15 protein-coding genes are annotated in these 20316 nt (G+C 59.7%); 10 read left to right on the top strand and 5 right to left on the bottom strand.

Annotation, left to right across the window (positions count from 1 at the left end; translation table 11 throughout):
- Positions 1-200 precede the first annotated feature (200 nt).
- The 3 genes from OC610_RS06020 (at position 201) to OC610_RS06010 (ending at position 7068) form a co-directional block, all read left to right on the top strand.
- Positions 201-1232 (top strand): histone deacetylase family protein, encoded by a 1032-nt coding sequence (locus OC610_RS06020; RefSeq protein ID WP_264427009.1) that lies wholly within the window; start codon positions 201-203, stop codon positions 1230-1232.
- An 11-nt stretch (positions 1233-1243) separates the two neighbouring features.
- Positions 1244-2344 carry a polyamine ABC transporter substrate-binding protein gene (locus OC610_RS06015; protein WP_264427008.1) on the top strand — a complete coding sequence of 367 codons (1101 nt, stop codon included), beginning with the start codon at positions 1244-1246 and terminating at the stop codon, positions 2342-2344.
- A 119-nt stretch (positions 2345-2463) separates the two neighbouring features.
- Positions 2464-7068 carry a dermonecrotic toxin domain-containing protein gene (locus tag OC610_RS06010; RefSeq protein ID WP_264427007.1) on the top strand — a complete coding sequence of 1535 codons (4605 nt, stop codon included), beginning with the start codon at positions 2464-2466 and terminating at the stop codon, positions 7066-7068.
- Between the two features lie 26 nt (positions 7069-7094).
- On the opposite strand, the gene pdxR is transcribed toward OC610_RS06010, so the two are convergent.
- The gene (pdxR, locus tag OC610_RS06005) at positions 7095-8639 is read right to left on the bottom strand and encodes a MocR-like pyridoxine biosynthesis transcription factor PdxR (RefSeq protein ID WP_264427006.1); all 1545 of its coding nucleotides are present in this window, start codon (positions 8637-8639) and stop codon (positions 7095-7097) included.
- Between the two features lie 99 nt (positions 8640-8738).
- On the opposite strand from pdxR, the gene OC610_RS06000 reads away from it, so the two are divergent.
- Genes OC610_RS06000 through OC610_RS05990 form a run of 3 tightly spaced genes read left to right on the top strand, consistent with a single transcriptional unit; the run spans position 8739 to position 10526 of the window.
- A complete protein-coding gene (locus OC610_RS06000; RefSeq protein ID WP_264427005.1) occupies positions 8739-9380 on the top strand; it encodes an FMN-binding negative transcriptional regulator in 642 nt (213 codons plus the stop codon).
- Between the two features lie 2 nt (positions 9381-9382).
- On the top strand, positions 9383-9829 hold the full coding sequence (locus OC610_RS05995) for a GNAT family N-acetyltransferase (RefSeq protein WP_264427004.1): 447 nt from the start codon (positions 9383-9385) through the stop codon (positions 9827-9829).
- 10 nt (positions 9830-9839) lie between these two features.
- Complete coding sequence (locus tag OC610_RS05990; RefSeq protein WP_264427003.1) at positions 9840-10526, top strand: GNAT family N-acetyltransferase; 687 nt, start codon at positions 9840-9842, stop codon at positions 10524-10526.
- Between the two features lie 75 nt (positions 10527-10601).
- Here OC610_RS05990 and OC610_RS05985 read toward each other — a convergent pair whose 3' ends face one another.
- On the bottom strand, positions 10602-11498 hold the full coding sequence (locus OC610_RS05985) for a homocysteine S-methyltransferase family protein (RefSeq protein WP_264427002.1): 897 nt from the start codon (positions 11496-11498) through the stop codon (positions 10602-10604).
- Positions 11499-11611: 113 nt separating this feature from the next.
- On the opposite strand from OC610_RS05985, the gene OC610_RS05980 reads away from it, so the two are divergent.
- The 3 genes from OC610_RS05980 to OC610_RS05970 all read left to right on the top strand — a co-directional run bounded on the left by OC610_RS05980 (position 11612) and on the right by OC610_RS05970 (position 15596).
- Positions 11612-12433, top strand: a complete 822-nt coding sequence (locus OC610_RS05980; RefSeq protein WP_053126695.1) for an ABC transporter substrate-binding protein — start codon at positions 11612-11614, stop codon at positions 12431-12433.
- A complete protein-coding gene (locus OC610_RS05975; RefSeq protein ID WP_264427001.1) occupies positions 12430-13263 on the top strand; it encodes an amino acid ABC transporter permease in 834 nt (277 codons plus the stop codon). The genes OC610_RS05980 and OC610_RS05975 overlap by 4 nt, the downstream gene beginning before the upstream one ends.
- A gap of 269 nt (positions 13264-13532) precedes the next feature.
- The gene (locus OC610_RS05970; protein ID WP_264427000.1) at positions 13533-15596 is read left to right on the top strand and encodes an autotransporter outer membrane beta-barrel domain-containing protein; all 2064 of its coding nucleotides are present in this window, start codon (positions 13533-13535) and stop codon (positions 15594-15596) included.
- A 64-nt stretch (positions 15597-15660) separates the two neighbouring features.
- Here the strand turns inward: OC610_RS05970 and oadA are convergent, their stop codons facing one another.
- Together oadA and OC610_RS05960 are read right to left on the bottom strand one after the other, a co-directional pair.
- The gene (gene oadA / locus OC610_RS05965) at positions 15661-17469 is read right to left on the bottom strand and encodes a sodium-extruding oxaloacetate decarboxylase subunit alpha (RefSeq protein WP_264426999.1); all 1809 of its coding nucleotides are present in this window, start codon (positions 17467-17469) and stop codon (positions 15661-15663) included.
- A gap of 12 nt (positions 17470-17481) precedes the next feature.
- On the bottom strand, positions 17482-18897 hold the full coding sequence (locus OC610_RS05960) for an acetyl-CoA carboxylase biotin carboxylase subunit (RefSeq protein ID WP_030139089.1): 1416 nt from the start codon (positions 18895-18897) through the stop codon (positions 17482-17484).
- A 187-nt stretch (positions 18898-19084) separates the two neighbouring features.
- Between OC610_RS05960 and OC610_RS05955 the strand changes: the two genes are divergently transcribed.
- Positions 19085-20047: a LysR family transcriptional regulator gene (locus OC610_RS05955; RefSeq protein WP_264426998.1), complete on the top strand. Its 963-nt coding sequence runs from the start codon at positions 19085-19087 to the stop codon at positions 20045-20047.
- On the opposite strand, the gene OC610_RS05950 is transcribed toward OC610_RS05955, so the two are convergent.
- Positions 19989-20198, bottom strand: a complete 210-nt coding sequence (locus OC610_RS05950; RefSeq protein WP_181288468.1) for a PA3496 family putative envelope integrity protein — start codon at positions 20196-20198, stop codon at positions 19989-19991. The two genes, OC610_RS05955 and OC610_RS05950, sit on opposite strands and share 59 nt — an antisense overlap.
- Positions 20199-20316 lie beyond the last annotated feature (118 nt).

Genomic DNA, 20316 nt, shown 5'->3' with positions numbered 1-20316 from the left:
GGAGCAAGCTCCCTCGCCACGGGATTCTCGGGTAGCCGTGGACGCACGCCCCGAACCAGCGCACACCCGCGCCAACAAGGGGCGATTTACGGTCAAAGCTTTTGGCCATTTCGATCCCCTTTTGGCCTTTCCTGCCGTTCTCCAAGACCGCGCGCGCCGCAAGACTGTGTCCCAGCGAATCAGCCCTGCGGAGAACAAGAATGCTGACGATCTACTCGGACGATCACCACCTGCACCACGGACGCTGCGAATTGATGGACGGGCAACTGATGCCCTGTTTCGAGATGCCCTCCCGAGCCGACCACGTGCTGGAGCGGGTCAAGGCTCGGGCGTTGGGGCCGGTGGAGGCGCCGCAGGATTTTGGCCTGGTGCCGATCCAGCGTATCCACAGCCCGGCGTACCTGGAATTTTTCAAAGGCGCCTGGGAGCGTTGGACCGAGTTCAACCGCGACGGTGACCTGCTGCCCTACACCTGGCCGGCCCGAACCCTGCGCACGGTGATCCCGACCAGCCTGCACGGCCAACTCGGCTATTACAGCTTCGACGGCGGTGCGCCGATTACCGCCGGCACTTGGCAAGCGGCGTATAGCGCAGCCCAGGTTGCCCTCACCGCCCAGGCCGAGATTCAACGCGGTGCGCGAAGTGCCTTTGCGTTGTGCCGCCCGCCGGGGCACCACGCCGCCGGGGACTTGATGGGCGGTTATTGCTACCTCAACAACGCCGCCATCGCCGCCCAGGCGTTTCTCGACCAAGGCCATAAAAAGGTCGCCATCCTCGACGTGGATTACCACCACGGCAACGGCACCCAATCGATTTTCTACGAGCGCAGCGACGTGCTGTTCGCCTCGATCCACGGCCACCCGGAGGCGGAGTTTCCATTCTTCCTGGGCTATGAAGATGAGCGCGGCGAAGGCGCCGGCGCGGGTTTCAACTTCAACTACCCTTTGCCGGCCGGCTCAGGTTGGGACACCTGGAGCGCTGCCCTGGAGCAAGCCTGCGGCGAAGTCCAACGCTACGACGCCGATGTCATCGTGGTGTCCCTGGGCGTGGACACGTTCAAGGACGACCCGATCTCGCAATTCAAGCTCGACAGCCCGGACTACCTGTCGATGGGCAAGCGCATCGCCGCCCTCGGCAAGCCGACCTTGTTCGTGATGGAAGGCGGCTACGCGGTGGCAGAAATCGGCATCAATGCCGTGAACGTCCTTGAAGGTTTCCAAAGCGCCCAATGAGGAACAACAGCATGAACAGACTCAAGCATCTGATGGCCCCGGCCCTGTGCGCCGCGCTGCTTTGCGGCGCTGTCCAGGCCGAGGAGCGCACGCTGCGCGTCTACAACTGGTTCGACTACATCACGCCCAAGGCCCTGGACGATTTCAAGGCGCAGAACAGCCAGGTCAAGCTGGTCTATGACATCTTTGATACCAATGAGGCCCTGGAGGCCAAGTTGCTGACGGGAAATTCCGGCTATGACGTGGTGGTGCCGTCCAACGTGTTCCTGGCCAAGCAGATCGAAGCCGGGGTGTTCCAGCCCCTGGACCGCAGCAAGCTGCCGAACTGGAATCACCTCGATCCCAAGCTGATGAAGCTGATCGAAGCCAACGACCCGGGCAACAAATTTGCGGTGCCCTACATGTACGGCACTATCCTGATCGGCTTCAACCCGGACAAGGTCAAGGCCGCCCTTGGCGACAACGCGCCGGTGGACAGTTGGGACCTGATCTTCAAGGAAGAAAACATCAGCAAGCTCAAGCAGTGCGGCGTCGCGCTGCTCGACTCGCCGTCGGAAATCCTGCCCCTGGCCTTGCAGCACCTGGGCCTGGACCCCAACAGCAAGAAGCCGGCGGACTATGCCAAGGCCGAAGCGCTGCTACTGAAAATCCGGCCCTACATCACCTATTTCCACTCGTCCAAATACATGGCCGACATCGCCAATGGCGACATCTGCGTGGCCGTCGGTTATTCCGGCAGTTTTTCCCAGGCGGCCAACCGCGCCAAGGAAGCCAAGAATGGCGTGACCGTGGACATGCGCCTGCCCAAGGAAGGCGCGCCGATCTGGTTCGACATGCTCGCCATCCCCAAGGGTGCGAAGAACCCGGACGACGCCTACACCTTCATCAACTACTTGCTCCAGCCGCAAGTGATTGCGCCGGTCAGTGATTTCGTCGGTTATCCGAACCCGAACAAGGACGCCACCGAAATGGTTGATCCGGCGATCCGCGGCAACCCCAACCTGTACCCGACGGAAGCGGCGATGGCCACGCTTTATACGCTGCAACCCTTGCCGAGGGACGCCGAGCGCGCACGGACCCGGGCCTGGACGAAGATCAAATCGGGTACATAAGGAAAGATCAGCAAGGCGGTATACATATATACCACCCTCCCTGTCGTGAGCATTTCTAGCATGGCGAATCCGGAGAATGGACTTCGGGTTTGCCATGAACCGCCAGACAGGAACACCAGATGCCACTCGAAGTCAGCAATACAGATGCTAAATCCGACGCCAGTATCAGGGGCGCCTTAGAAAACCAGCTGCTTGCAGGCCCCTCTTATGCAGAAGTCGCCTCCGTACTTTTGGCGGACGCCCTTAAGGTGCTTTATCCCACGCTGGACCTTGACCCCCATACCACGGTCATCGGCAAACCGGGCTGGCAGATTGTCGATGACGAAATCGTAGCGCTTCCGACTTTCTACATAACGCTCAGCGACATGCTGGCCGCCCAGGTCGGCTTGAACGAGTCGACGCTGCTGATCGAAGGACTTCATTTCCTGGCTCGGCTTCCGATTACCAAGCCAGTCATACATCTACCGGTGCGTATCAGTCAGATCGGACGCTTGATGAACGAACTGGCGCCAGCCATGGCGCCGGCGACTCAGGAACAACAATTGGCTTATTGGAATGTTCCCTTCGGCACATACGGCGCGCGCTGGCACGAGCTTTCCAGCACGTTGCGCAAATTTTGGGATGTGGAGCACGTCGAGGGCTGGACCACGACGGAATGCGAAATGGCCAGGAAGCTCTTTCTTCATCCAGACCCAAAGGACCGCAAGGACCTTAATGGCACCCATGCTTACCTGATCGACATTAAGGAAATAGACGGCGATACGGTTAAAGCCGTGGACGAAAACTCCGCTGTGGTAATGATTGGCTTGATTGAAAACAAGGAAGTCATCCTTGTCCACTCACTGCTTCATGGCTACGAAAAATTCACCTCACGGCAAGCACTCGGGGAGTCTCTCCCCTCTCACCTTGGCATCTTGGGCCGTCACGAGAAAATTCGTTGGCGACTCTACGAGCCCAATGCGAACGTCTTCGATAGCAAGGCCTGTGCGATCATCGCGGCGCAGGTCCGGATTCTTGGTTTTCCGGATTCCTCGCAGGCCGCTGATGCCACTGAGCGCGAGCAACCTGTCAGCAATAGCTTGAGCAAAGACAAGATAGCTGGTGAAAGCTGGTTCCAGAAACAGGTCCCCGACTGGCTGAAAGCAGCATCGACTTCCGAGCTGATTCTGTTCGCCCAATACATGAAAAACCTGTCGGCGCTCAGCAGCTCGCAGGCTGAAAAAAACTATCTGGACGATATCCCCTCCATCAAGGCGTATGCGCTGAATGCCTTGAAGACCAAGATGCAGGCAGAACATGCCGATGCCCTGACATTGGATGTCGAAACCATCGAGATACAAATACAGAGCCCCGTCGTGTGGGGCACGTTTGTTGTCCCGGGAAAAGTGGACACTACCCGGTTCAGCCTCGTCGAACTTGCCCTGCAAAACCTGATCGGACTGCCCACGGGCAATAAATCAGTCAAGTCCCTCAACGCGAGCCCCCTCCCTGAATGGCTGACACCCGATTACGTTGAAAGGCTGATTACGACAATCGACCTCGGTCGTGCTTATCCCGACCTGATCAAGAAAAAGCTCATCGATGATCCCGCCGAGTCGACCCGCCGCGAAGCGTTATACACCTCACAACTGCGTATTCAATTGCCCATGCTTGCCCTGGAAAGCAAACTTCGCGAGCAAGGCAACCTCGACGAACAAGGCTATCGCTATGTCGCGGCATTGATGGAACCCAAGGAAGCGGATCGCAAGGTCGACGGGCAGACCATTGTCCTGCGCAAGCTCGCCTTCGTGCCCGAACTGCAACTGGGCCTCTGCGAAGATATCGTCGCCAATATGTTCATCATCGGCCCGCAAAACCCAGCGGCGGGTCCTTGCCTGCTTTATCGACCGATGCTTGATCCGCAACTGTCTCAATATCCATCGTTCAGCAACCTGCTTTACGCGATAAGGCAAACCCCGTCCTTGCGCCAATCGGTCCTGGCCTGGCTACCCGATAGTGTGCGAGAAACCTATAGCCGGTACGTTTTTCCAAGCGATCTCCCGTCTCCCTGGGCAGTCGTGGAGTTTGCGGTATCCCCTCTGACGTTGTTGTCCTATAGCGGCCCCGTGAGCCTGAGCGATGAAGCCTTGGGAGCGGATTTCCTACCGATGTTGTTCAAAGCCAATGCCCACGCGCTGGTCACACTCGCCGATCGTCAATCAGTGTCCAATGGCGAAGCCCGTTGGGAATCCTTCAAGCAGGCGGGCTGGCTGATTTTCAACCTGGCATTGCCCTATTTGGGCGCCTCTGCCGGTACCGCGACTTGGTTGTGGCAAATTTTGGACGACCTTGAAAAGCTGACGCAGCGCAACGAAGTACTCTCCGGCGAAGCAAAATGGGAAATCTTCGTCGGCCTGTTGCTGAATGTGGCGTTGGGGATCGCCAATTACGCCATGCAACGCGCGGCCAATACCGGACACCGTCGCCCAACAGAGGCGCCCGAAAAAATGCTTCCCCCAACACCAAGCCTGCCGAAACCCGAGCTGGTCATAGAGACGCTCGCGCCGCTTGCTAAAACAGAGCCATCCGAGGAGCACTACGATACCGTGCATACGAGTGGCGCCCTGATGGGCAGATCCGGGGACAACGCTGGGCTCCTGGCGACTTTCAGCATCGAAACGCCAAAAGACCTTGGCTTGCCCCAAACCGAGGGACCGCTCAAAGGCCTCTACGAAAAAGATCAGCACTGGTACGTACAACTGGAGGGCAAATGGTTCGAAGCCTCCGTTGAGGGAGACACCGTGTCCATCGTCAAAGGGGTGCGCAACGGTCCGGCGCTGGCACTCGATACACGGGGCCGTTGGCATGTCGATCCAAGCCTGCGCTTGCGCGGCAGCGGATCCAAGGGTGCCAGGCGAGCCGCCGTCGCCCATGCGAATCTTCGTCGTATTGAATTATTGACCACGCTGAACCGGCTCGAAGAACAAAAACCCGAGAATCAGAAACTGTTGACGACGCGTTCACGAGAATTGAACGAAGCCGCAGGCCCCTCCAGGGAAGCCAACCGCGACGCCTATCTGGCAACTCTGCAGGCGCAGCGGGAAAACTATGAGAAAGCGTTGGACATATTGATTGAATGGCCGGTTTTTCAATCCAGGCCCGATTATCCTCGGATCAGTCTTGGTTACATCAACGCGCAAATCAACTTCACGTTCGCCGAGATAGATGCGCTGGAAGAACGTTTCACCCCAGCCATCCGAGAGGCAACGGGGATGAACACCACGCGTGCCAGAACGCTTGAACAGCAACATGTCGATACGGCCGATAAGATGATCAGAGTCGGGGAGGACATGATCGAACGCCTGGATTATCTGGAGACTCGCTTTATCAGGCTCAAGGAGCTCGGACGTGAAGGCTTCGAGTCGGTCCGGCAGCATCGCCGCAAACTACCGGTCTACAAGAGCGACGATCTTCGGCTCATGCAGCTGGATATGTATCGCCACCTCTGCCTGTCTTTGGAAAGTGTCAGCACCATGCCCGAAGGCTGGGTGGAAATTAACCGGGCCGTCGATAACGCAACGGTTGCTTTCCAGAGCCTGCGTGACGCCATCAATGAGCGAAGCGTGATCCGGTTGGACGAGCAAATCGATGCGTTCGGTAGCCTGACCGAACAATTCACCGGCATCGAAGAACATCTTCAGTACTTGGGAAATGAATACAAGGACAGCGCCAAACCCCAACAGCTCGCTCGGCTGGTCAAGCAGATTGGCCACGCCAGGACACGGGCGTTACGTCATCTGGCGCAGGCCCTTGATGAGCGCAGCAACCGTCGAACTTCGGGCAGCCCCTACGAACAACGCCCAAGGCCGAGAAAAAAATTCATCAGGGCGCGTTTTTGGGGACTCGTCAGCGGCGAACCTCGGCTATCGAAGGCATTGGAGGAGACCGACTGGGTTGATGTGAAGAACCCCCTCACAGGTGCGCTCATCGTCACGTTCCATCACAAGGAAACCGGTGAATGGGTGCCGCACGTGAACCTGACCGAACCGCTCAGCGTGCCAGCGCTGGCGACCAGCATTGAAAAAGGCAAAGCCTTGATCGACGGGTTGCCTTCCTTCAATGCGCAACTTGAGAAGGACATCGAGCGGCCCGATCGAACGCCTGCCGGTATTGCCATGGTCCTCTCGGCACATGCCAGCAGGATGGAAAAAGTAAGCGTCGCGATCAAAGAAGCGCTTGACCAGGCAGAAGGCACCGCCACCAACGAAACAATCGATCTGCCGGGACCGGAAAAGCGCGCAGCCCAATCGCTAAGCACGCAGCTCAAAAAGGCATCGAACGCACTCTATGAACAAGAGTTCGAAACTGTGCTGAGCCTTATCAAACAGAGCCCGCCCACCATGAGTGGCCTCATTTGGCTGAAGGACCGCAACCGAATTTCCATCACCAAGCAGATCAACCGTCAGCGCACCAAAGACCCACACCATTATTATCTCGACAGGTATGCGATCAAGGACCGTAAAACCAACAAGACGCTCTGGTTCGCAGACTTCCATTACTCGACGAGCTGGGTCCCTGGCCACACGTTTATTTCCGCACGGCTGAGGACAGTGGCGGAAGTGGAGGCTGGAACGGCCAATCTCTCGACCCGGAATTTCAACCAGCGCCAACTCATTGCCCATTACCGCAGCGAAATTGCCGTGGACCAGGCCAAGCAGGTCTTCCTTGTGAAGAGGCAACCGTAGCCCGAGCCGGCGCTACTGCTTAGTCGCTAGGTATTCCAGGCCTTCTTCAGCCTCGCCAGCGCGGCGTCAATCATGACCGGGGGAACCGCGGCAAACCCCAGCACCAGCCCGGCACGCACGGGCGCAAGCGTAGTGGGCAACCAATAGCCACTCAGGCCATTGATCTCGACGCCTACGCTTGTCGCCTGGGCGATCAGTTCTGCTTCGCGCTCGGCGCTGTCCACCGGAACCGTGACATGCAAGCCGGCCACGACCGTCGGCATGGCGCCGACACCCGCGGCTGCCTTCGGCCAACCCGCCAGCAACGCATCCCGCCGAGCCAGGGCGGCCCGGCGCATGCGCCGGATATGCCGCTGAAAATGTCCGGCGGCCATGAACTCGGCCATCACGGCCTGGGTGCTGACTTCGGAATGACGCACATCCACCGCGCGGCGCCGGGCGAAGGCGTCCACCAGGTCAGGTGGCAGCACCAGGTAGCCCAGGCGCAAGGCCGGGAACGCCACTTTGCCGAACGTACCGACATAAAGAACACGCCCTTGACGGTCCAGCGCGGCCAAGGGCGCCAGCGGGGCGCCGCTGTAACGGTATTCACCGTCGTAGTCGTCCTCGACGATCCATCCGTCGTTGCGTTCGGCCCAGGCCAGCAGTTGCAGCCGGCGTGGCAGGCTCATGACGACGCCGGTCGGGTACTGGTGGGACGGCGTGACATAGGCCAACCGACAATTGCTCAAGGTGCCAAGCGCGCTGCAATCCAACCCATCGCCATCAACCGGGACCCCTGTCACCTCGGCACCGGCCACCGAAAAAGCATGACCGGCGGCGCGATAGCCAGGATTTTCCACCGCCACGACGTCCCCCGGGTCCACGAGCAACTGTGCACAAAGGCTGATGCCCTGTTGCGCGCCACTGGTGATCACAATTTGTTCAGCCGTGCAATGCAGCCCTCGCGAACTGCGCAGGTAAGCGGCAACCAGCCCACGCAAGCGCGCGTCCCCTTGGGAATCGCCATAACACAACTGCTGGAGATCCGGCTTACGCCAGAAAGCCCCATTCAGCTTGGCCCAGACGTCGAAAGGGAATAAGTCATAGGCCGGAACACCCACTCGGAATGCTCGCGGCGGACCACTGGGTGGCTGGGCCAAGTGGTGTTTCTCGACGCGGTGTAACGCATCACTGCGACCGACTTTACTGGATGGACCCACAGGTAAATCGAGCCAGTCTGTGGATAACCCTGTGGGTAAGCCTGTTGAAAAGCCTGTGGATGATTTTGTGGATATCTTTTTCAGCGGTAGGGTGATCGAGGCCAACCTGGCGACATACGTACCGTCACCGACCCGTCCTTCGATGAAGCCCTCGGCATAGAGCTGGTCATACGCGCGCACTACGCTGTTTCGCGAGATCGATAAGGAGGCCGCCAGGTCACGGCTGGCCGGCAGGCGGGTGCCGCTGGCCAGGCGGCCGTCCAGTACGCGGGCGCGCAGGGCTTGATAAAGCTGACGACTGAGCCCCTGGCGGCGGTCCAGTTCGATTCCTGCGGGGTTGAACGACAGCGGTGGCGTGGCGTTGTCCATGACAGCCCTCACGAATGGACCTATCGAATTGGCCGGAAGTGGCTCTTACAACAGACCAATAGCCTGCCTAGGATGCTCGTATTCGCCAAGGAAATCATCATGTACAACCCCAAAGCCTTTGCTGTCGAAGACCTGCCCGAACTCCACCGGATGATCGGCGACTGTCGCCTGGCCGTCTTGGTCACCCAAGGTGAACATGGCCTGCTGGCCAGTCATCTGCCCTTGTTACTGGACACACAACAAGGCCCGAACGGAAGCCTTCACGGACACATGGCCCGGGCCAATCCGCAATGGCGCGATCTGGAAGCCGGGGCCGAGGCCTTGGTGATATTCGCCGGGGCCGAGGGCTACGTCAGCCCGAGCTTCTATCCGAGCAAAGCCGAACACGGCAAAGCCGTGCCGACCTGGAATTACCTGGCCGTACACGCCTATGGCAGCGCCGAAGTATTCAGCGATCCGCATCGCCTGCGTAACCTGGTCGGCGCCCTCACCGACCGCCACGAGACGGGCCGCGGCCAGCCATGGAAAATCGACGATGCACCGCCCGAGTACATCGACAGCATGCTCAAGGCTATCGTCGGGTTCGCCCTGCCCATCCAGCGCCTGGAAGGCAAGCGCAAGCTCAGCCAGAACCGCAGCCCGGCGGACATCGCCGGTGTACGCAACGGACTCGCCGCCAGCCCTGACCTACAGGATCAGGCGCTCGCCCAGTTGATGCCTGAACCCTCGCCCAAGGAGTGAACATGAGCCAAGTCGAAATTCGCCTCGTCAGCGCCGACGATCACGCCGCCTGGCTGCCGTTGTGGCAAGCCTACCTGCGCTTCTACAACACCGAACTGCCGGATGCGGTCAGCCAAAGCACCTGGCAACGCATACTCGATGAGCATGAACCCACCCACGCGGCCCTGGCCTGGCTGGGCGATCAGGCGGTGGGCCTGGTGCACTTTATCTACCACCGCTCGAACTGGAGCATCGAGAATTCCTGCTATCTGCAGGATCTGCTGGTCACAGAGCAGAGCCGCGGCACCGGTGTAGGTCGCCGGCTCATCGAGTTCGTCTACGCTACCGCCAAGGCTGACGGTTGCTGCAAGGTGCACTGGTTGACGCACGAAACCAATGCCACGGCCATTCAGCTGTACGAGCGCATCGCCGAGCGGCCAGGCTTCATCCAATTTCGCAAAGCCCTTTAAGGAACACAGCATGTCGACTTCACTCGCCGATTGGAAAGGGGCCCCTGCACCTTTCACCCAGCTGATTGAAGGGCGCTTTATCCGCCTGGAAAAACTCAATCCGGCCCGTCACGCGGATGGCCTCTGGCAGGCGCTCGAAGGGCCTGGCGCAGATCCGAAGCTTTGGGATTACTTGCCTTATGGGCCGTTCAAGGATCGCAACGCGTTCGACGCCTGGCTGGACAATCACGCCGCCAACATCGACCCGTATTTCTTCAGCGTCATCGACCGCGCCAGTGGCGAGGTGCAAGGCATTCTCAGCCTGATGAGCATCGTGCCAATCCATGGTCGGATCGAGATCGGCCACGTGACCTTCGGCGCCCCGATGCAGCGTTCGCCTAAAAGCACCGAAGCGGTTTACCTGCTCGCCAAGGAGTCTTTTGCCTTGGGTTACCGGCGTCTCGAATGGAAGTGCAACAACGACAACGCCCGTTCCAGGTATGCCGCCGAACGATTGGGCTTCACCTTCGAGGGCGTGTTCCGCCAGCACATGGTGGTCAAGGGACAAAACCGCGACACCGCGTGGTACTCGATGCTTGATTCAGAATGGCCGGTGATCCGTGCAGGGTTCGAACGGTGGTTGAGCGAGGAGAACCAGGCTGCGGACGGGCAGGTGCGTGGCCTGGTGGAGTGTCGGTCATCGAATGCGGTTGACTGATCGCCATTGACCGCGAGCAGGCACGCTCCCACTGCGCCCTATGGGAATGTGCCTGCAGGCAATGGCCGTTACGACTCAGCGCAGCTGTTGCGCCAGCACCGCAATGTGCTCCGGCCCAATTCCGCAGCAGCCGCCCAGGTGGCTCGCGCCACGCTTCTGCCAGTCGGCCGCCCATTGCAGATAGCCCGGCGGATCGAGGTCTTCGCGCAGGGGATCGAGCCCGTCGTTGGCCGTCGCCTCCTTCGGTTGCGGCGGGAAGGCGTTGGCATAGGCGCCGATGTGGATCTTCACTCCCAACCGCTCGAAAGCTGCCCGCGCCGCATCGATTGCCGCGCCGATCACTTCAGGCTGGCTGCAGTTGAACAGCAGCGTCTCAACGCCCAGTTCAGCCGCGACCGCCGCAGCGTCCGCCACCGGTTCGCCGGAACGCAGGCGCGGCACTTCATCGGTGTCTTCATCTTTCAAGGTAAACGACAGCCAGAACGGCTTGCCATCCTTCGGCAGCCCGGCGTGAATCGCCCGCGCTTCGGTTGTCGAGCTCTGGGTTTCGGCCAGCCACAGGTCGACGTGAGGTGCCAGGCCCGTCACCAGCGGGGATAACAACTCACTCGCACGGGCGGCGTCAAACAGATCAGGGCGATAGGAACCGAACAAGGGCGGCAGCGACCCGGCTACCCGTACCGCTTTGCCTGAAGCTTTTACCGCCCGCTGGGCCAGCTCACCGGCCAGCGCGGCCAATGCTTGGCCTTCTGCGGCGAAACGCGCCTCACCGATATGGAACGGCACCACGGCGTAGCTGTTGCTGGTGATGACGTCGGCACCGCTGGCGATATAAGCGGCGTGCACGGCCTCCACGGCCTGGGGCGCTTCGCTCAAGGCCAGCGCCGACCACTCGGGCTGTCGGAACGGAGCTCCACGGCGTTGCAATTCACGGCCCATGCCGCCATCGAGAATGACTGTTGCTGCGCCCATATGCGATTCACTCATAAGCTTATGAAAATTACTCACTACCGGAGTTGTTCTTATAACTATTTAATACGCACCATTCAGCGAACTACAACTTATTTTTCTAACAGGGCCTTCATATGAAATTACAACCATTGCTGGCCCTGGGCCTGACGCTGCTGGCCGCCTCTTCGCAAGCGTTCGCCGGCGCCACGCTGGATCGCATCGAGCAGAAAAAAGAACTGGTCGGCGTACTGATGGAAAGCTATCCGCCCTTCTCGTTCCTCAACGATCAGAACCAGCTCGACGGTTTTGACGTGGACGTCGCCAAGGCCGTGGCACAGAAACTGGGTGTGAAACTGCGTCTGGAAACGCCGTCCTGGGACGTGATCGCGGCCGGTCATTGGAGCGGGCGCTACGACATCTGCATCTGCTCCATGACGCCGAGCAAGGCCCGCGCCGAAGTGTTCGATTTCCCTGTGCAGTACTACGCGTCGCCCGCGGTCATCGTAGTCAATGCCAAGGACGACCGTATTCATGGCGCCAAGGACCTGAGCGGCAAGAAGGTCGGCCTGACCAGCGCCTCCAGCTACGAGAGCTACCTGAACAAGAACCTGGTGATCGAAGGCGCCGAGGATACCCAACTGAGCTATCCGTTCGAGGACGTGCAGATCGCCCCGTACGACACCGATAACGTAGCGTTCCAAGACCTGGGCCTGGGCGCCGGAGTGCGCCTGGATGCAGTGCTGACCAACCTGGTGACCGCGCAGCCACGCCTGACCGAAGACAAACGCTTCAAGCTGGCCGGCGCGTCGCTGTATTCCGAGCCCAACTCGGTGGCCATCGAAAAAGGCGATGCGCAGTGGGACAGCAAGGTGCGTGAAGTCTTTGCCCAGTTGAAACAGGACGGTACCTTGAGCAAACTCTCGCAGAAATGGATCGGCGCCGACATCACCCAATGACTTCTTTTCCACCCCCTCAGCCACCGCCTTCGGTGGCTGAGTCACGCCTGCAAAAAATCTTCGGCTTTCGCACCCGGCTGTACCTGACCTGGGCGGCGATGCTGGTGCTGTTCGCGAGTTTCTTCCTGAGCTTCGACCTGAAGTTCTCCATCATCCTCGACAAACTGCCGAACCTGCTGGGCGTGCACCTGGCGCCCAATGGCTTTTTGCAGGGTGCGGTGCTGACGTTGTTCCTGTGTCTGTGTTCGATCGTCGCTTCGTCCTTGCTGGGCTTCATTACCGCCTTGGCGCGGCTGTCCAGCAGCGCGGTGGCGTTCGGCATCGCCAGTTTCTACGCGTCGTTCTTTCGCGGCACGCCGCTGTTGATCCAGATCCTCTTGATCTACCTGGGCCTGCCGCAACTGGGCGTCGTTCCCGGCGCTGTCGCTGCCGGGATCATCGCATTGTCGCTGAACTACGGCGCCTACCTGAGCGAAATCTTCCGCGCCGGCATCCTCGGCGTCCCCCACGGGCAACGCGAAGCCTCTCTCGCGCTGGGCCTGAGCGAAACCGTGATTTTCTGGCGCGTCACCTTGCCCCAGGCCATGCGCACCATCATCCCGCCGACCACCAACCAGTTCATTTCCATGCTCAAGGATTCCTCTTTGATTTCGGTGATGGGGGTCTGGGAAGTGATGTTTTTAGCGCAGTCTTATGGTCGCTCCAGCTATCGGTATATCGAGATGCTGACGACGGCAGCGATCATCTATTGGCTGATGTCCATTGCACTGGAGCTGATTCAGGCGCGGATGGAGCGGCATTATGGGAAGGCTTATCTCAAACGCAGCTGACGGCTTGTGTATGAACAGGCTGTAAGGAAAAGCCACACGTCCCGCCAGCCATCGCGACGATATCGGGAACGCAACACGACCGGCCTACATACTTCATCCACCGAATCGTGCCCACGGCGAGAAGATGGCTGGCATCGCCGCCCGGGGTGAAATTTCTAAAGTGCGACCTCTTTCATCAGAGGTCACATTCGATGCCTACCCAACACGTATTCCTGCCTCAACATCTCGCGCTGGCTATAGCCTTGGCGCTTGGCTGTGCCGAGGTTTCGATGGCTCAGCCAGTTGCCGAACAAATCCGCACGTTTGAAACAACTGCCCAGGCGCAGGCCCGCCTCAAGGCATTCGCGGCGGCGCCGGATACAAGCGTCGAGCCGGTCATCAAAGCCCAGGAAGCTCCACTGTTGTTGGGTGATAGCAATGACTTGGTGACTGTAAGCAAACTAGGCGAACTTTTCGGGCTTACCGACGGAGGCGGCGGAACCAATGTTCTGCAATTGGATATCGCCAAGGGAGGGGTGATAGGTCAAACAAGCAACTTCAAGGATCTGTATCTCAAGCAAGGCGAATGGTCAAACGACGGCGCTTTCAACGGCGCAAGCCTGGTCGGTTCGAAGGCCAGGTTGACCAACACCGGTCAGATTGCGGGTGCGGTGCACGTGCTCGGCATATTCGATAATCAAGGTACCGTGGGCGGGCCCGTGTTCGTTGGGAAAAACGCCACGTTCAGCGGTAACGGGACGGTCGATGCGCTGGATGTGACGGGCTTGATGAAGGTCGGTCCAGACATTGGCGCACCTTCGGTTACCAACGACCTCAAGTTCTCCAAGAGTGCGACGTTGGTTTATGGAATCGACGCGGAGAAAGGCAGCGCCACGATTAAGGTTGGCGGTACCGCGACGTTGGGCAATGCGACGTTGAAAATCCCCACCGTACCCGGCGAATACGTCGACACGAAAAGGCGCATCGTGATCGACGCGGGGAAGGTGGTGGGGAAGTTCGAGAAGATCGAAAATGAACTCCTCTTTCTCACAGCGACACCTGACTACACCGTAGAGAAACAGGTGGGGCTGGTCTTTGAGCGCAACGGAGTTCCGCTGGGGGACGCAGCCAACTCCTCCAACGGTCGCAACTTTGTGGACACAGTCGAACAGCTCTATCCGCTGAAAAAGCCGGAGCCAGAGCTGTCCAATACTTTAGCGGTTACGCCCTCTCCCGCCGCCGGCTCGCAAACCGACAACCCAGCACCAAGGCCCACCCAGCCAACAAAAACCAGTGCCAGCGCCCAACCCAAGCCCATCACCAAGGTGCCAGCCATTAAGCCTGCCCCCAAACCCAACGCCGCAATCAGCGCATTGCTCGGTACTAACAAGGCCATCGCCGCCGATGCCATCGACCAACTAGGCGGCTACGACACCGCGGACCTGGGCAGTGCGACCCTGACCAGCGTCGCGCCGGTCAGCAGCGGCATGCTTTCGGCCATGAACCGCAATTACCCTGCCGGTAAATATGCCAACGGCCAAGTCTGGGTCCAGGCCATCGGCAACAACGGTAGCCTCGCCAAGGAATGGGGCGACTTTGCCCTCAAGCATTCGACCAAAGGCCTGATGCTGGGAACCGATTGGGCTGTCAGCTCCAATTGGCGATTGGGCGTCATTGGCAGCAAGACCCAGACACGACTGGACAGCTATCAATTCGACGGGGCACTCGACAGTTGGCTGGTGGGTGCCTATGCCTTGCGCCAGGACGGGCCGGTGGCCCTGCGGTTGGGTGCCGTTTATGGCAGCCATGACGGCAGCACCAAGCGCCATGTCGCGTTCAATGGTTTCAGGGATCACCTCAAGGGTCACTACGACGCCACGACGCAACAGGTCTTCGGACAGGTCGGCTACCACTTGGACGTCGGACAGTTCGATATAGAGCCCTATGTCCAGGTGGGTTACCAACGCTACCAACGCGACGCCTATGCGGAAAAAGGTGGTGATGCCGCGTTGCAATACAACGGCCAAACCCAGGAACACTACAACAGCGACCTGGGCCTGCGCCTCGCCCGTCCCTTTGTATTTGACCAAGGCATACGATTGACGCCGCGCCTGGATATCGCCTGGAGACACCTATACGGCGATACCAGGGGCAACTCCCATCAACATCTGGCCAACGGAGGCAATACGTACATCATCCAAGGAGTCGAACTGGACCGTGACAGCCTGCTCTTGCAAGCAGGATTGGACCTGGCCGTATCGCCACGTCATACCCTGGGACTGAACTACAGCGGCGAGACTGGCCAGGACAATCGCAACGGTGCGCTGATGGGCCAGTGGAAGATGATGTTCTGAGAGGCGAAAAAAAAGGGGAGCACCTGCTCCCCCGAGGTAAAACGTTGCATCGAGGCTGTTTGAATCAGCCTTCGATTTCGACCAGGATCTCGCCCGGGTTGACCCGGTCGCCCTTGGCCACATGAATGGCGGTGACCTTGCCGGCGATGGCCGCCTGCACTTCGGTTTCCATCTTCATGGCTTCGGTGATCAATACCGCCTGGCCGGCCTTGACCACGTCGCCCTCCTTGACCAGGACATCGACGATGTTGCCCGGCATGGTGGTGCTGACATGGCCCGGCGCAGTGGCTTGCTTGCGCTTGCTGCTGCCGCCACCGACAAATTCGTTGAGCGGTTCGAACACGACCTCTTCCGGCATGCCATCGATGGACAGATAGAAGTGGCGCTTGCCTTCGGCCTTGACGCCCACACCGGTGATGTCGACGCGGTAGGTTTCGCCGTGAACGTCGATGACGAACTCAGTCGGCACGCCTTCGCCGCCGGCGGAGCTGACGCTGCCAGCCTCTGGAATTGGCAGCAGCACCTCAGGGGTCAAGGTGCCGGCTTCACGCTCTTCAAGGAACTTGCGGCCAATATCCGGAAACATTGCGTAGGTCAGCACGTCCTCTTCGGACTTGGCCAGGGCACCGATTTCACCACGCAACCGGGTCATTTCCGGCTTGAGCAAATCGGCCGGCCGCACGTCGATGACATCTTCGCTACCGATCGCCTGGCGACGCAGCTTCTCGTTCACCGCGCCGGGCGCCTTGCCGTAACCGCCCTGAAGGTAGAGCTTCACTTCGTTGGTGATGGTCTTGTAGCGCTCACCAGCCAACACGTTGAAGAACGCCTGGGTGCCGACGATCTGCGAGGTTGGGGTCACCAGCGGTGGGAAGCCGAGGTCTTCGCGCACCCGCGGGATTTCCGCCAGCACTTCGTTCATCCGGTTCAGCGCGCCCTGCTCTTTCAACTGGTTGGCAAGGTTGGAAATCATCCCGCCCGGTACCTGGTTGACCTGGACGCGGGTGTCCACGGCGGTGAACTCGCTTTCGAACTGGTGGTACTTCTTGCGCACGGCATAGAAATACAGGCCGATTTCCTGCAGCAGTTCCAGGTCCAGGCCGGTGTCGAACTCGCTGCCCTTGAGGGCGGCGACCATCGATTCGGTGCCTGGATGACTGGTGCCCCAGGCGAAGCTGGAAATTGCGGTATCGATGTGATCGGCGCCGTTTTCGACGGCCTTGAGCTGGCACATCGCGGCCAGGCCGGCGGTGTCGTGGGAGTGGATGAATACTGGCAACGATTGCTCGCTCTTCAGCGCTTTCACCAGTTCGCCAGTGGCATACGGGGTCAGCAGGCCGGCCATGTCCTTGATTGCCACAGAATCGCAACCCATGGCTTCCATCTGCTTGGCCTGGGCTACGAATGCGTCGATGGTGTGCACCGGGCTGGTGGTGTAGGCGATGGTGCCCTGGGCGTGCTTGCCGGCGGCCTTCACCGCTTCGATGGCGACCCGCAGGTTACGCACGTCGTTCATCGCATCGAAGATACGGAACACATCGATGCCGTTGACCGCCGCCTTGGCGACGAACGCCTTGACCACGTCATCGCTGTAATGGCGATAGCCCAGCAGGTTCTGGCCGCGCAGGAGCATTTGCAGACGAGTGTTGGGCAACGCGGCACGCAGTTGGCGCAGGCGCTCCCACGGATCTTCCTTCAGAAAGCGCACGCAGGCGTCGAAGGTGGCGCCGCCCCAGACTTCCAGCGACCAATAGCCGACTTTGTCGAGCTTGTCGCAGATCGGCAGCATGTCTTCGGTGCGCATCCGGGTGGCGAGCAGCGATTGGTGGGCGTCGCGCAGGATTGTGTCGGTAACGTGGATCTTCTTGGACATTGTCATGATTCCTTACAGGCCTGCGTGGGCGGCAATGGCGGCGGCGATGGCCAGGGCCAGCTCTTCGGGTTTGCGCTTGATCGAGTAGTTGGTCAGTTCAGGGTGGCTTTCAACGAAGCTGGTATTGAACTGGCCGCTGCGGAATTCCGGATTGCGCAGGATTTCCTGGTAATAGGCGGCGGTGGTCTTGACCCCTTGCAGGCGCATGTCATCCAGCGCTCGCAGGCCTCGGTCCATCGCTTCTTCCCAGGTCAGTGCCCAGACCACCAACTTCAGGCACATCGAATCGTAGAACGGCGGAATGGTGTAGCCGGTGTAGATCGCCGTGTCGGTGCGCACGCCCGGGCCACCCGGAGCGTAGTAACGGGTGATCTTGCCGAAGCTGGGCAGGAAGTTGTTTTTCGGGTCCTCGGCGTTGATGCGGAACTGCAACGCAAAGCCGCGGTGCTGGATGTCTTCCTGCTTCACCGACAGCGGCAGCCCGGAGGCGATGCGGATCTGCTCACGCACGATGTCGATACCGGTGATTTCTTCGGTGATGGTGTGTTCCACCTGCACCCGGGTGTTCATCTCCATGAAGTACACCTCGCCTTCGGCGAGCAGGAACTCCACGGTGCCGGCATTCTCGTAGCCCACGGCCTTGGCCGCGCGCACCGACAGGTCGCCGATGTAGGCGCGCTGTTCGGGGGTCAGTTGCGGGCTCGGGGCAATTTCGATCAGCTTCTGGTTACGGCGCTGGATCGAGCAATCCCGCTCGAACAGGTGCACCACGTTGCCAAAACTGTCACCCAGGATCTGCGCTTCGATGTGCTTGGGATTGACGATGCATTTTTCCAGGAACACTTCCGCCGAACCGAACGCCTTGGTGGCTTCGGAGATAACGCGGGGGAAGGCCTGTTCGAGTTCTTCGCGGCTGTTGCAACGACGGATACCCCGACCGCCGCCGCCGGATGTGGCCTTGAGCATCACCGGATATCCGATCCGGTCACCTTCGGCCAGCGCTTCTTCGATGCCCGAGACGTTGCCTTCGGTGCCCGGCGTGACCGGTACGCCGGCCTTGATCATGCTGCGGCGCGCTTCGGTCTTGTCGCCCATGCGGCGAATGACTTCCGCCGACGGGCCAATGAATTTGATGCCGCGCTCAGCGCAGATGTCTGCCAGTTCGGCGTTTTCCGAGAGAAAACCGTAGCCGGGGTGTAATGCATCGCAGCCGGTTTCCACCGCCAGGTTCACCAGTTTGCGCGGGTTGAGGTAGCCGGCCAGCGGATCGGCGCCGATGCTGTGGGCCTCGTCCGCACGCTTGACATGCAACGCATGGCGGTCCGCGTCGGAGTAGACCGCGACCGAGCGAATGCCCATCTCGGCGCAAGCGCGCACGATGCGGACGGCAATCTCACCACGGTTGGCGATCAGGATCTTTGTTATCAATTGGAGGTTCCCTTGAGCCGGTGATACCCACGGCCTGGGTTCAGGCCGATGCGTGACCAGATGTAACAATTGGTCGCAGGTCCACACTAGTCCCGGCTGGGGATTAACAAAAATGAATAATTATTGGGTCGTGCATAAGCAAAGACTTATAGTTGAGGTAACTGTCTCGGCCCAGAGTATTTGAAAAATGCGTAAGTCATTGATGCGTATGACATTGCGTCAACTGCAAATCTTCAATGAAGTGTGCGATCTGCGGTCCTACAGTCGCGCTGCCGATGAAATGTCGCTTACGCAACCGGCCGTCAGCCTACAGATTCGCTCCCTCGAAGATCTTATTGGTCAGCCTTTGTTTGAGTACGTTGGCAAGAAGCTCTACATGACCGAAGCCGCCGAAGCGTTGCAACGCGCCAGCCGGGACATCTTCGGACGCCTGGAGAACCTCGACATGCAGCTGTCGGACATGCAGGGTTCGCTGCAAGGCCAATTGAAGCTCGCGGTGGAATCCAGCGCCAAATACTTCGTCCCGCATCTGTTCGCCGCGTTCAAGCGCCAGCATCCGGAGGTCAACCTGAACCTCACGGTGGTCAATCGCGGCCAAGTCATCCGACGGCTCTCGGACAACCGCGACGACGTGGTGATCATGTCCATGGTGCCTCAGGACATGGGCCTGGAATTCCTGCCGTTTCTCAACAATCCGATCGTCGCCGTGGCGCCACCCGATCATCCGTTGTGTCACATGGGCCCACTGCGTTTGCAAGACATGGAGCCTTACACGCTGCTGCTGCGCGAACCGGGCTCCGGTACACGACTGGCCTGCGAGGAATATTTCAAGGAAAAGCGGGTGCACTTCACCCAGACATTGGAAGTGGCTTCGGCTGAAGCCCAGCGTGAATGCGTGGTGGCCGGGCTGGGCGTGGCGCTTTTGACACGCCACGCCGTAAGCCGGGAACTGTCGTCCGGCGCGCTCATCGAGTTGCCGGTGGAAGAACTGCCGCTCTACCGCAGCTGGTGCCTGGTGCAGGCCAGGGCCAAACGCCTGTCACCGGTGGCTCATGCCTTCCTGGCCTTCGTTCGCGGCGAGCGTGCTCAGATCATCGGCCTGGTTGAACGTTTCGACGGGAAGCCGCCGGTGTTGCCTGCCAGTAATTGAATTCAACCGCGTCAGGAAATTCGCTGATTTCGGCCAGGAGCTGGCGTTGCTCGAAACGGTCTTCGATCGCGCGACGGAACGCCATGCGGCGCTGGTCTTCCTGCTGACGACGGGTTTTGGCGGCGCTGCGTTCTTCGTAGGACTGGGTCATGTCGAGACTCCCAAGACGTATACGGGAGCTTCACGATGCCGGTTAGGGATGACGGTTTGGCTGCGCGAGGGTTACAGAACAATGAATTCGGCCAGATGACCCCGCACTCTCACTGGGC

It is taken from the genome of Pseudomonas agronomica (assembly GCF_025917275.1).
Classification (GTDB): domain Bacteria; phylum Pseudomonadota; class Gammaproteobacteria; order Pseudomonadales; family Pseudomonadaceae; genus Aquipseudomonas; species Aquipseudomonas agronomica.
This window is presented reverse-complemented; position numbering and strand designations above follow the sequence as displayed.

Excerpts from the sequence above, each read along its gene's own strand:
- OC610_RS06020 (WP_264427009.1), top strand. The coding sequence starts at position 201 with ATGCTGACGATCTACTCGGACGATCACCACCTGCACCACGGACGCTGC.
- OC610_RS06015 (WP_264427008.1), top strand. The coding sequence starts at position 1,244 with ATGAACAGACTCAAGCATCTGATGGCCCCGGCCCTGTGCGCCGCGCTG.
- OC610_RS06010 (WP_264427007.1), top strand. The coding sequence starts at position 2,464 with ATGCCACTCGAAGTCAGCAATACAGATGCTAAATCCGACGCCAGTATC.
- pdxR (WP_264427006.1), bottom strand. The coding sequence starts at position 8,639 with ATGGACAACGCCACGCCACCGCTGTCGTTCAACCCCGCAGGAATCGAA.
- OC610_RS06000 (WP_264427005.1), top strand. The coding sequence starts at position 8,739 with ATGTACAACCCCAAAGCCTTTGCTGTCGAAGACCTGCCCGAACTCCAC.
- OC610_RS05995 (WP_264427004.1), top strand. The coding sequence starts at position 9,383 with ATGAGCCAAGTCGAAATTCGCCTCGTCAGCGCCGACGATCACGCCGCC.
- OC610_RS05990 (WP_264427003.1), top strand. The coding sequence starts at position 9,840 with ATGTCGACTTCACTCGCCGATTGGAAAGGGGCCCCTGCACCTTTCACC.
- OC610_RS05985 (WP_264427002.1), bottom strand. The coding sequence starts at position 11,498 with ATGGGCGCAGCAACAGTCATTCTCGATGGCGGCATGGGCCGTGAATTG.
- OC610_RS05980 (WP_053126695.1), top strand. The coding sequence starts at position 11,612 with ATGAAATTACAACCATTGCTGGCCCTGGGCCTGACGCTGCTGGCCGCC.
- OC610_RS05975 (WP_264427001.1), top strand. The coding sequence starts at position 12,430 with ATGACTTCTTTTCCACCCCCTCAGCCACCGCCTTCGGTGGCTGAGTCA.
- OC610_RS05970 (WP_264427000.1), top strand. The coding sequence starts at position 13,533 with ATGGCTCAGCCAGTTGCCGAACAAATCCGCACGTTTGAAACAACTGCC.
- oadA (WP_264426999.1), bottom strand. The coding sequence starts at position 17,469 with ATGTCCAAGAAGATCCACGTTACCGACACAATCCTGCGCGACGCCCAC.
- OC610_RS05955 (WP_264426998.1), top strand. The coding sequence starts at position 19,085 with ATGCGTAAGTCATTGATGCGTATGACATTGCGTCAACTGCAAATCTTC.
- OC610_RS05950 (WP_181288468.1), bottom strand. The coding sequence starts at position 20,198 with ATGACCCAGTCCTACGAAGAACGCAGCGCCGCCAAAACCCGTCGTCAG.